Origin of the sequence: Microcoleus sp. SVA1B4 (assembly GCF_036700545.1) — a bacterium.
In the GTDB taxonomy this organism is placed as follows: Bacteria; Cyanobacteriota; Cyanobacteriia; order Cyanobacteriales; family Microcoleaceae; genus Microcoleus.
This window is the reverse complement of the sequence record NZ_JAUBPB010000026.1, coordinates 1-12,148: the sequence shown is the minus strand read 5'-3', so window position 1 is coordinate 12,148 and position 12,148 is coordinate 1. Positions and strand designations below refer to the sequence as shown.

The 12,148-nt window shown below is 46.4% G+C and carries 7 protein-coding genes and 1 pseudogene; 2 read left to right on the top strand and 6 right to left on the bottom strand.

The window, feature by feature from the left end; all coding sequences use genetic code 11:
* Positions 1 to 60: 60 nt before the first annotated feature.
* The 6 genes from QT987_RS14155 to QT987_RS14130 form a co-directional block, all read right to left on the bottom strand.
* Positions 61 to 2,487: a sulfotransferase gene (locus QT987_RS14155; protein WP_333240969.1), complete on the bottom strand. Its 2,427-nt coding sequence runs from the start codon at positions 2,485 to 2,487 to the stop codon at positions 61 to 63.
* A gap of 136 nt (positions 2,488 to 2,623) precedes the next feature.
* Positions 2,624 to 4,696 carry an ATP-binding cassette domain-containing protein gene (locus tag QT987_RS14150; RefSeq protein ID WP_333240965.1) on the bottom strand — a complete coding sequence of 691 codons (2,073 nt, stop codon included), beginning with the start codon at positions 4,694 to 4,696 and terminating at the stop codon, positions 2,624 to 2,626.
* A complete protein-coding gene (locus tag QT987_RS14145; protein ID WP_333240962.1) occupies positions 4,697 to 5,488 on the bottom strand; it encodes an ABC transporter permease in 792 nt (263 codons plus the stop codon). It abuts the gene before it with no gap.
* Entirely contained in the window at positions 5,485 to 5,628 is a 144-nt protein-coding gene (locus QT987_RS14140; RefSeq protein WP_333240960.1) for a hypothetical protein, read from the bottom strand. The genes QT987_RS14145 and QT987_RS14140 overlap by 4 nt, the downstream gene beginning before the upstream one ends.
* A 115-nt stretch (positions 5,629 to 5,743) precedes the next feature.
* On the bottom strand, positions 5,744 to 7,093 hold the full coding sequence (locus QT987_RS14135; RefSeq protein ID WP_333240957.1) for a glycosyltransferase: 1,350 nt from the start codon (positions 7,091 to 7,093) through the stop codon (positions 5,744 to 5,746).
* A 74-nt stretch (positions 7,094 to 7,167) separates the two neighbouring features.
* Positions 7,168 to 8,358: a glycosyltransferase gene (locus QT987_RS14130; RefSeq protein ID WP_333240954.1), complete on the bottom strand. Its 1,191-nt coding sequence runs from the start codon at positions 8,356 to 8,358 to the stop codon at positions 7,168 to 7,170.
* A 791-nt stretch (positions 8,359 to 9,149) separates the two neighbouring features.
* On the opposite strand from QT987_RS14130, the pseudogene QT987_RS29960 reads away from it, so the two are divergent.
* Together QT987_RS29960 and QT987_RS14125 are read left to right on the top strand one after the other, a co-directional pair.
* Positions 9,150 to 9,357: pseudogene (locus QT987_RS29960) on the top strand (IS630 family transposase); the annotation flags it as partial.
* Positions 9,358 to 10,320: 963 nt separating this feature from the next.
* Positions 10,321 to 11,958 (top strand): MBL fold metallo-hydrolase, encoded by a 1,638-nt coding sequence (locus QT987_RS14125; RefSeq protein ID WP_333241069.1) that lies wholly within the window; start codon positions 10,321 to 10,323, stop codon positions 11,956 to 11,958.
* Positions 11,959 to 12,148 lie beyond the last annotated feature (190 nt).

The following is a 12,148-nucleotide window of genomic DNA, read 5'->3' as shown; positions in this document are numbered from 1 at the left end:
AGTAAGGTGCGTCTGTTGAAAAATTGTTAGTTGAGGGAAAAATCTCGCTGCTGACGCACCCTACAAACCTAATTGCCATAAAAAATTTTCTCCTGTAACTTTAATGCGCGGCAGAGACATTAAATTATCGTCAAAACTGCTATAATTTAATTTATATGATACACCAAAAGTATATCCACTCGCTCCAATTAAATGCGCTACAATTGGATCGACATCCCCGTAAGGATAGGCAAAACATTTAACAGATTTCTCTAATCCCCGTTCTAAGATAGCACGGGATTTCGCCCCCTCCCGCACAATTTCTGTCGGCGACAATGCCGTCAAAGGTTGATGAGTAGCAGACATAGAACCGAATTCAATTCCTGCATTCTGCAGTTGCAAAATTTCCGGCCATCCCATTAACTGCACTTCTTCCAATTCGGATTTTTCCCAACTATGTGTCTTTCCTATTGACTCCGCTACTAGAAAAACAGTTGCTGTAAAATAAAAGCGTTTTAGCAGAGGCCAAGCATATTGGAAAAAGTCGAGATAGCCACCGTCAAAAGTCATCAATACAGCTTTACCGGGTAAAGGAGTTTTATCCCGTTTCGCACTTTGCCAATTTTCCCAACTCGCACTATAATAACCGCGATCTTTGAGATACTGCAACTGTTGTTCCAAAACCTGGGGGCTAACTGCGTCTAAACTGTCAGGAGAAATGCGGCGGTAGGAGAGAATCGGGAGTTTTTGTGTAACGCTATGGTTGTCCAAAACTTGAGGTTTCACGGAGTGAGAAACTTCCTGATAAGAAGATTTTGAGCGAATGATTTCCGGTGCGTAAAATACTTGCTTTGGGAACTCGTTTTCTTGGGGAATTTGCATTGTCGGTTCCCCCGCGATTGCTGCGGCTGACTCGATTTCCTGTAGCGCAGCCACCGGGAGTGAGGCGCGACGGCTGACACTTGTCCCGATCGCACCCGATCGCCTGCCGAAGATCACCGCATTTTGGGGGTAAATGCCCCCAGCACCCGGTGCATTCAAACTGTCTGGCAAATTTGACCTTTGTTGAGCACAAGAGGCTAAGCGCGATCTTAGCCCTTGCTTGCCGTTGAGTGGTTTTCCCAGCAAAGCTTCTCGCACGGCGGCGACGCACAACTCAAAACCAATATTTCGATTAATTGTCGATCGCAATTTTTGAGCCGAAACAAAATTATTTTCCACCGCAACAGTGACAATCCCGACAGCAACGCCGCCTACTTTCACCAGCACGTCTATTTCAGAAATCTCAACTTTTATATTAGCAAATTCCTCGCTAATTTCTAAGACAATCAAATCTTTTTCGAGCGTAATTGTTGGGACTTCCTCTGCGCTTTCTGGATTGTAGAAATCCTCCAAATGCCAATGGGGACGCCCCCATAATTCTTGCAAAAATAGCGTCCAGTCATGTTTAGGGTGCAATGGTTTCAGCACAGTTTCCCACAATTTATTGCCTTTTTCGCAGCGATTGCGTTGAAAGAAGCGATCGAGAATTTGCCAAGCAAACTGGGCTGCAACCGCATCCGCCAACACCGAAGCCGCAACCATGCCATCGCAAATCGGCAATTCAACAATACCGAGTTTAATTCCTTCTAGTTTAATCGTACAGCACAGGCGATCGTATATTTGCGGAAGATTACAAATATCGGAAATTGGTTCGCTCACTTCCACCGTCAACTTCCAGGCAATTTCACCCTTTACTCGCTTAATCTTATCTAAAATATATCGAATTTCCTGGTCATTAAAAATTTTATGATATTTGTGAACCTTATTACTTTTAACCTCTCTATCAATCCCTTGATGCCAAGGCAGATTTAAACTGAGATGAGCAGCTTTTTCTTGATAAAACTCCAGCATTTTATCATCATACTCAATTTCCATAAACTGACAAAGTTTTTCTAATTTTTTGACTTTATTGTCGAGTATTTCCTCATACTTGACTAATATATGATTAGAATTTTTAGCATATTTGTGACTAATTAACATCGCCTCCTTCCAGCGATGGATACAGTGGTTTAAATCCCAACCAGGCCCCCACAAATCATGAGAATTCCTAGTCGCCTCATGCAGAGAAGCTATTGTATCCATACTGTTTCGCAAAATATGTATAAATTTAGCATCCGGCAAAAAGCGCTGTATGTCCTCAATAAAATATATGTGTTCCGGCGTTTTTTCCAACCAAATACTTTTGTTTTGTTCCGCCGCCAAACCATCCAAAACTCCGACAAACCAACTAACTTTAGTTGCCACAGTTTGACTATCATCAAAACCTTGCAAAAGTTCAGGCCGATTAATCTCATCCTTAAAAAAAGCTTCCATCCTACCTGGCAACTTTCCCGCAAACTTCTTGTACAGTAAATAGTGAAAAAACTTAGATTCAGGAAAAGAAATAACTTCAGGGTGAGCAGCTAATAAACTTTGAAGCATGGTTGTGCCGCTTCTCGGAGAGCCTACTAAAAATATCCGTTTCATTTTTCTAGCTGATAGATGGTTTGTGAATTAATTTTTTTTTTAGGAACCGCAGAGAGCGCAGAGGGCACAGAGGAAGAGAAGAAAGAGGTATGATTCATGTTCCTCTCTGGGCACTCTGCATTTAAAAACTTTTTTCCTAACTCCAACTAAAATCCTCATGCAAGAAATCCGAAAGTTCCTGATTGTAAGGTTTGAAATAATTAGTCAATTCTTGTTCTATTGTCGCTGGCATTTGGCTGTATTCATCGACATGATTAATTTCATATTTTTTACTTGTATTTTCACTAATATCCAGAAATTTCAATACTTCGGAAAATACTTTGCCTGTATGTGCGTAAAAATCTTCGCTCTTGATAATTAGCAACTGTTCTCTCGGAAAATAGTCGAGCCAATTTTTGATTTGTTCTACATAAATTCCCCGCGACAAATAGGAATAATGCTGGTGATTGAAACTGTAATAATTTTCATCTGCTTTGATTTTTTCAATCTCACCTTTGAGTCGAGCGGGTTCAGAAGCGATCGCCTTTTCAAAATCCAACTTTTCGGAGCCTCGCGCCACTTCTAAATGATAGTGCATCCACGCTCGTTTTACCGGGTTTCGCAGCATTACAATCAGCTTAACATCCGGGAAACACTTGTAAACTCGCTCCGCCACCAAAGGATGATAAATATAGTAAGAAGTCATCTCCCACAGGATCACCTTCTCACTCGCTACACTCCGTGTCAACTGCTTGCTGTACCAATCAACACCACGCTCAAAATTTAATTCAAAAAAGTGAATATCTCGAGAACCTTCTTTGATAATTTGCAAGTGATTTTCGAGATGGCTGTATAGATATTCTGTGCCACAGTTTTGAGCACCAATTATTAAAAAGTCAGGTTTTTGCTTATTTTCTAACTGAGTCAAAATCTTGGCGTAGCCGGGATTATTCTTATCCAAATCGTAAGTTGCAGCGCCTGGTTCAGCCACATCCAAAAGTGGCATTTTGCCCTCAAATTCCCAGCGGTACGGCGGACAAAGAATCGTTTTTTGGTTTACAGTCGATCGCACGTACAGCGGATAAACCTGCCACTGATAATCGTAGGCGTAAGCCAAAGTTTCCTCGTAAACCCCAGCATTCACGTAATACTGACCGTTTCCTAAATCCAGCCTATCTATTTGCAGCCGGATTTTGCCTTTCCCTTTCACCAGCGGCAGCAGTCTGCCCATTTGATTAGTATTAGTCTCAAAACAACTTTGACCATCATCCCTGCTGATTGTCACGGCAAAAATAGCAGCAGAAATTTCCTGCGCCACCGAATAATGAATTTCAATGCTAATAGCATCACCGCTATCTATTTCCGTATTTGGCGACACTTTGACATCGGTAATTTCTACTTCCATAGTACCGAAGCGATTCTGATTACCTCGCAGTGGCGAGCCACTACTTGTAGCTTCAGCAGCACGCAGGGGAGTGCTATTTTCTGTGGACGATCGCATTTCTGACAAATACTGACCCACTACTACTTCCGGTTCCCCATAAGCCACTATTTCACCGGATTTCAGCCACAAAGCCCGATCGCACATTTTCTGAATTTGCGACGCAGTGTGAGAAATCAAAACAATCGCGCATCCTTGATTCTTAAACTCAGTTATCTTATTCAAACATTTAGTTTGAAAAGCCACATCACCAACCGACAAATGTTCATCAACTAAAAGCACTTCTGGATCGGTATGCACCGCCACCGAAAAAGCCAGCCGCATTTTCATCCCCGTACTGTAAGTCCGCGTCGGGCTGTCAATAAACTGTTTTAACTCTGCAAATTCCACAATATCGTCAAACCTGCGCGCCACTTCCCGGCGAGTCAAACCGGCCACCACCGCACCCACAAACACGTTTTCTCTGCCCGTTAGATCCGAGTGAAAACTCGCACCCAAATCCAACAAGCCGCCAATTCTGCCGTTAACTTTAATAGATCCTTCCTCAGCCCGGCAAATACCGCCGATAAGTTGCAGCAGCGTTGATTTTCCCGCGCCATTCTTGCCAAGAATTCCCAGCATTTCGCCCGGAGAAACAGTAAAATTTATATTCCGCAGCGCCCAAAAACTCGCCTCCGGCTTCAGCTTCCACCAACCGGACAAAGCGGCTTCCATAATCGTATGAGGTTTCGCGGTAGAGTAGCGGTTAAAACGCTTACCCAAACCTTTGACAATAATTGCTTCACGCATTTACACTTCCTCCACAAAATGAGCGCTTTGCCGTCTAAAAATTCCCAGTCCGATGGGTAAAAGAGCCGCCACAGCCAAGCTCAAAATTAACAGAGCAGACCAATCCGGCTGCATACCTTTAAGAAGTATGGCGCGGTAAGCTTCAATCAGGGGCACCATTGGATTTAAGTAATAAAAAATCTTAAATTTTTCCGGGACGCTGCTGATGTCGTAGAAAATCGGAGTCAGGTAAAACAGCATCTGCAAAACTACTCCCAAAGTGTGCTGAGTGTCGCGGAAAGTGACATTCAAAGCGGCAAGGGGATAAGCAAAACTAACTGTCAAAACAAACTGAATAATCATCAGCAGCGGCAACAACAAGAGCACTGCATTCAGAGGAGCGCCATCAATTGCCAGAAAGATAAGTAACACCGGCAATGCTAAGAAAAAGTGAATGAGCCCCGTCGTCGTCGTGACTACCGGCAAAATTGCCGACGGGAAATTTGGCTGCCTGATTAGTGGCTTATGATTGGTAATTAATGCCGTTGATTTAAATAATACCGTTTGAGACCAATTCCAGATTAACAAGCCGCTGAAAGCAAAGGAAGAAAATTTTGGAATATTAAGGGGTACGACAGAGCGAAACAAAAAGGAAAATACAGCCAACTGTAACAGCGGACTGATTAAAGTCCAAGCAATCCCCAAGGTCGATCGCTTGTAAAGTAATTTCATCTCGCGATCGACCAACACCCGCAGCAAATCGAACCACTGAGCCATTTTGCGCCGATAAACCAGCGTTCCAGCATTTCTCACCGCACACCTCCGGCAGCTATCTGAGGTTCTGGCCCGGATGCCTCCCAGGGCTGAATCTTAACCAAATTCTGATTCTGCACCAGGGTCAGCTTGTCAGCAATTGGTTCTAAAAAATTAGCTTCAATCAATTTTATTGCCATAATTACCCTTGTTAATTTCTCTTGATTTTAACTCTCAATTACTACTTACTTACGATTAATTAAACGCTTACTTAATTACACCTCTATATTCTGTTTTTTCTCTAATCTAATTATGTCAGTTATAGGAAGAATTTTTCAGTTGTTCTTGGTCTACTACTGTAAATAACAGTAGATTTTGAAGTAGGGTGTTGTCAACCAAGCTAGGCTCGGAATGAGCAGCACTTTTGGGCATACCCTTAACCGCGATCGCCCGAGCCAGGGGTTCGGCAAAGTCAAGGGCCAGAATCGATCGCAAGTGAGCGCCCCGCAGTGGCTCTACACCGAATTTGGGAGTGACGTGACCGACAGACAGTTCACCGTAACTGAGGTAAATGCCATCGGGTTTTTTCTCGTCAATGATTCGTTCTGCTGCTTCCCAACCTTCCTGCAAATCGATTTCAATTTCATGTCTGCCCAAGTCAGCACCAGCAGGCTCACCTTGCATAAAACTAGAAAGAGCCGATCGACTTTTCAACTCATCAATAGCACCCCGCAAATACCAATAAGCGCGCAATTTTGCCCGCAACCACCGCCAAGTTCCCCGCATCCGCAAGCTTTCGAGTAAATCAAGAGATTGCCTCAGTCCCACAGCCAGCCAATCCACAGCAGCCGGGCACAAAAACGTGACCGCCACCAAAATTTTATCCACCAGCGAGTCAGCAGTTTCGTAGGCTGCTATCGGCAGTATCGGTCTAAGTTCCGGGTGTCGGTACCCGATCAAAACATTCGATCGCCCTTCCTGACGAAATCTGCCGAAAGAGCGATCGAGATTGTTAGTTTCGTGTTCGTAATGATAGCCCACTGCTTCAGCAGCCACAACAAAAGGTACATTAGCTTTCAGCAAACGCATCCCAAACTCATAATCTTCTCCGCCACAGTTCCCAAAAGCCGAATCAAACCCATCGAGACGAGCAAACAGTTCTGCATCCAAAGAAAGGTTGCCGCTGAGCAAATCTAGATAAGTAAATCGATGACCAGGCTGACTCATCTGATAAAACTTCTCTTCCCACCACGATCGCACTTCCACCTCGAACAATGTAGTTCCTCCATGCAACTTAGGCGGATAGGGGCCCATGACAGCCGAGCCCGGACGCAAAGAGTGAACCCGCGCATGACTTTCCACCAAAGGCGGCAGCGCTTCGATATCGTCGTCGAGAAACAGCAGCAATTGCCCCGTAGCCGAAGCCGCTCCCGTATTGCGGGCGATGGCAGCACTCTGGCAATTTACCTCGATCCCCTGCACTTTAAACCGAGCTTTATAGTCTTGTAGCATTGCCAAAGTATTATCTATGCAGCTATCTGCCACTACAATAACCTCGATCAGGTCGATCGGATAAGTCTGCAAGTGCAAAGCATCCAAAGCCCGCCGCAGCGAAGAACTTCGGTTGTGGCTAGGAATAATTATGCTAACTGTTAGATTTTCCATATTTACATTACAACAATTAACTTCATCTGCATTTCATCTCCCTTCATCGGCCGTTAAAAATAATCTACAAATCCCTATTCATTGCTCCCCTTCATTTTTTGTAACAACTTCCTAGAAGCAAAATAAGCCATCGGCCCGCTAATGCAGCCCCGCAGTTGAGCCCACAGCAAATCCCTCGGAACCGCATCCGGCTGCTTTCGCAAAGAAGCAATTAATTCAGGAATTTGCTTATACCACAGCCATCCCCAAGCTAATAGAGGCACACTGAATTCTCTGTTGATTACAAACATCCGCGTCCAGAAAGCATAGACTCCGATGCCGTAGCCTTGGAGCGTTTTTCGCAATTCTTCCCAAGTGCGCCGATGGCGGTGCCAACTCAATGCTCTCGGCTCGTAGACAATGCAGTAGCCCGCGCGCAAAATGCGGGCAAAAAGTTCACAGTCTTCGCCACCCACCGTGGGCGTTCCCGCCCCCAAAGCTTCGTCAAACAGCCCAATGTAGTCGATCGAACTTTTCCGCAAAGCCATACTCGCCGAAACTCCCACAAGATGCACAATCAGAGGATTGCAGTGCGCCCCATCAACAACTCGGCGCTCAAATCCCCGCCCGTGGGGGCTGTAGCGCTCGAACCATTCTTGCGCTTCGGTTTCCAGTTCCAAGGGCATCACCAGCCCCGTGACGCACATCACTCGCGGATCGCTGAAATTTCGCAAGAGCGATCGCAGCCAGTTCGGATCGGGGGCCGCATCGTCATCTGTAAACGCTACGAATTCATGTTTAGCTTCGCGTAAAGCTCGGTTACGGGCAGCGCTGGAGCCTGGTAAGTCTTCGCGCACATAGCGGGCTTGTGGGTAATTTTTGACCAGTTCCTTCGTCGCGTCCGTGCTGGGGCAATTGTCAATTACTAAGTATTCCTGACCCTCGTCTGGGAGCTGCATCAGCGCGTCAAGAGTGCGCCGCAAATCTTCCGGGCGATCGCGCGTGCAAACCGCTACTGTAGCGATCGGCAATACCTCCACCGACCCCCGCTCATCCCATTCTAGAGTCTCGTAGAGCAAGTTTTTCCACAAGTTGTCCCCCGCAGCGTTCATCAGTGTTTCCCGTAATTCGTCACCGCCAATGCCACCTCCGACTACGGACAAAAGAGCTTGACCGAGCGGTTTTCCGTGCAGTCGAATTAAAACCAAGGCTTTGCTGTAACGCTCATCAACCGTAATTTCTGGCGGGAGTTTGGAGATTTCCAGCTCAACAATAGCTGTTGCCATTTTAGATTTTATCTTTTATATTTTAGATTGCGAAAAAATCCTAGATACTCCGTATATTACCGGATGTATTTTAGCATAAATTGTTTTAGGGTATAGCAACTTCTCAATGCCACACTTGCCGATCGCCGATTGCGAATCAAATTGCGAATCAAATTGCGAATCAAATTGCGAATCAAACATAAAGCCTCATTGCTTTTATTGCTTTTATTTATTTTTACTTTCAATTACCCGCTGATGTCAAGTTTTTTCCCAACACAAGTTTTACCATCGGCAACGATCCCGCGTCGAGGATTGTGTCAATTGCAGGTATTATTGGCAGCAGATCGCCACCAAGCCTCGCCATTAATGCCACATCTAAAAACCCGATTTTTTGATAAAACCGGGTTGGTGCGATCGCTCCTCATTTCAGCTCTAATTGCGCTCTGATAAGCTGTGGAGCATTTAAAATAGTATTGTAGGGTGCGGAGCGTCCTCCGCGTTTCCCTTGCCGGTGGAAGCGATCGAGAGCTGACGCACCCTACTGGCCTCGTTAGTGGTTTAAATGCTCCACAGCTTACTATTCTCAAAAACCTAAGCTGTGGCGGCATTTAAATTCTATATCAAAAAAAATAAATTCGTGTGGGAAGTAGGGGGTTCGGCGTCCCGCCCGCCCTGAATATACAATTTAAATGCACGACAGCCTACCAAATAATTCAACACTCTCGCCCTTCAAACTTTCGCGATTAAACCGCGCACGGATTAGGTGAAAAATACTCCCAAACTCAACCCTAAATCAGACCCATAAACGATAAAAGAAACAGGAGATTACAGGCTGGTTGGAGACTCATCGAGCTGAGATTACTTCTGGCAAGTTAGTGGTATTTTTACAGAATGAATATCATGTATTGTCTGGGGATTTATGTGGCTATGTTTGGGGTTCAACAAAAAAACGCATCGTTTTGCCCCCTTGTCAATGAGCGGAGTAAACAAACGTATTATGGGGCAGTCAATCGATTGCGCGATTTTAGATTTTAGATTTTAGATTTTAGAATTGAAGTATTGACTTGCGCGAGATAAATTCGGGGGCGACTTTATCGGATACAGGTTTTTTATTTCTGCACGGATGAATCACGTGGCGGGTATCCTGGAGGCTTTCGGTCAAAAAGCCATTTACACTCTCTCCTCGATAGCCACAAGGTTTACTTAGAAGAATGTATCAAACTTTTACAAAAAAACCCATCAAACTCATAAAGTCTCTCTCTGCCTTGACAAAAGCAGTTAGGAATGAGAATTAAATAACTTCCACTCTTGAAAGTGGGATGGGCGTCCCGCCCGTCCTTTTTGGACGGGCGGGACGCCCATCCCACAATAACAATTAAAATTGTAAGTTATTTAATTCGCGATCCTTAGTTAGCACGATGGGGGTTCTTCCTTTTTCAGATTGGACTATAAACCGCCCTCAAAACCCTAAAAATGAAGAATTGTAAAGTTTTATCAAGATGTTTGGGCATCTGAATTAAAATCTTCTCATAAAAAAGACTAGCTTTTAGCAGGCGCAAATTGTGGAAAAAGGTTTAAAACTCAGAATATGAGATCGATCTCGCTACTCTTACATGGTGCAATAAAATGTAACTTTTGATGCAAGAACCAGTAGCCTGAACTTTGTCGAAGGCCCAAGGCCCATCCGGCCAATGCCTTCGGAAAATCGCCTTCTTGGCGCTGCATCAAATCTTAAGTGCAATTACTTTCCTTGCACGAGAGCCGGAGCCTTCGAGCCAACATTTAGCTCCAAGGCTTACGCACCAGAACTTTGATAAACCTGGTTTTTTTACCGGGAGCGAGGGCGGCAACAAAGTGTTTTCGTTCATCTTTCCCCGGTTTCAGCGTCCGAGACTGAACTCGATCGAATGAATGCAGTCGCAACCAATGTTTAAAAGTGGCGATACTGCAAGTTGCGTGCAAAGCAGGGAGCTAACCGCAGTGATGGATCTCGATTGTTTACCTTACGGCGCAGGCCACGCACAGGAAGGGGTCTGTCTGCTAGTCCGAATGGGGCCGCACCGCATTTTACTCGACTGCGGTATAGAGGATATTGCACCGCTATCAGCGACACTAAATCGATCGCTGCCAGCCGATTTTGTGGTGTGTACCCACGCCCACTCTGATCATGCCAGAGGTTTGCTAGCACTCCATCAATCTTTCCCCCACTTGCCAATTTACGCCAGCGAAGTGACAGCGCGACTGCTACCGCTCAACTGGCCACAACTGGCTCAGCAGCCAGAGTCCCGGTTCTGTCAGGGACTGCCCTGGCAGTCGCCGCTCGAAGTGCGCCCAGGACTGAGCGTGCAGTTGTTCCCGTCGGGTCATTTGCCCGGAGCTGCGACTGTGCTGCTGACTTATGCAGCCCCGCACCGCACCTACACAGTGGTTTACACCGGCGACTTTTTCCTGTCCAATTCTCGTTTGGTGGAAGGTTTGCCCCTGGGAGAACTCAGGGGCATGAAGCCGGATGTGTTAATTTTGGAAGGCAGTTACGGCACGGCCCGCCACCCTCACCGCCGACAACTGGAAAATCAGTTAGCCGATCGCATCCACCGCGCCATCGCCGACGGGTACTCCGTACTGCTGCCCGCGCCGGCCCTTGGTTTGGGCCAAGAAATGCTGATGCTGCTCCGCAGTCACCACTACTTTACTGGCCGCGACTTGGATATTTGGGTAGACGGCACTGTCGCCGACGGGTGCGACGCTTATCTAGAACTGTTACCCCAATTTCCCACCGCCGTCCAAAATTTTGCTCTGCACCAACCTTTGTTTTGGGACGAAAGGGTGAAGCCCCGCGTCCGCCGGCTGTCTCCCGAACAGCGCCCCGGATTGGGAGCCACGCCCTGTATTGTGATTACAGACAAGTTAGCTGATTTGGCTTTGTATGTTGCCGATGGCACAAATCCTTGGATTTTGCTCGCCCCTCAAAAACCAGGATATCCCGTCACCGACTGGCTGGGCAACAGGCCCCAATTTGGAGTCACAACTGTCGAAACTTATCTGCTAGCCGAACACTGCGACGGGCCGGGGACTACCCAACTCATCCACAATTTGCGTCCCCAGCACGTAATTTTAGTCCACGGTTCCCCGGCATATTTAGCTGACTTGGCTAACTTGGACGAGCTGCGAAACCGCTACCAGTTGCACACTCCGGCGGCCGGAACACTGGTCGAATTGCCGATCGGGGAAATGTTTTTGCAGCCCGCTATCCCAGAAACTAACTATGAGGGAGAACTCAGCGAATTAGGGACAGAGGTAGCAATTAGCTTGCCGAGTCCGATTACAGCCGATCCTCGGTGGGCCAATTTTGCCGATACCGGTTTGGTAGAAGCGCGCTGGCAAGGCGAAGAACTGGTACTGCGGGGCATCTCCCAGCGGGAACTCCTTTTTCAAGGCAGCGCCGTTCAGGCAAACCTCGAATGCTGCGGCAATTGCCAGCACTACCGCAGCCAGCGCTGTTGGAACCAGTCCAGTGCTTTGTTTGGCTTTAAAGTAACCCCCGACGGTTTCTGTCCCGTGTTTAAAGCGATACCGGAGTCCGAACTTTTCCTAGAAGATGGGGAAACAGACGGCCAATAAGCTGTCGGGTACCTCGAAACCAGCCCGCAGGCAAAGAAAACAAAAGAACAGTCCTGGACGCACCCAGACAAAAAACCCGGTTTAAGCAGGGGTAAGCTGTCGCGTATTGAATTTTTAACTACCAGCCGGGAAGTCCCTCGGTATATTTAAAGGGGATTAATCTGAGCGCTGCGCGAAGTACCCCGTTGGG

Coding starts and splice junctions, on each gene's coding strand:
- QT987_RS14155 (WP_333240969.1), bottom strand. CDS start 2,487: ATGAAACGGATATTTTTAGTAGGCTCTCCGAGAAGCGGCACAACCATG.
- QT987_RS14150 (WP_333240965.1), bottom strand. CDS start 4,696: ATGCGTGAAGCAATTATTGTCAAAGGTTTGGGTAAGCGTTTTAACCGC.
- QT987_RS14140 (WP_333240960.1), bottom strand. CDS start 5,628: ATGGCAATAAAATTGATTGAAGCTAATTTTTTAGAACCAATTGCTGAC.
- QT987_RS14135 (WP_333240957.1), bottom strand. CDS start 7,093: ATGGAAAATCTAACAGTTAGCATAATTATTCCTAGCCACAACCGAAGT.
- QT987_RS14130 (WP_333240954.1), bottom strand. CDS start 8,358: ATGGCAACAGCTATTGTTGAGCTGGAAATCTCCAAACTCCCGCCAGAA.
- QT987_RS14125 (WP_333241069.1), top strand. CDS start 10,321: ATGGATCTCGATTGTTTACCTTACGGCGCAGGCCACGCACAGGAAGGG.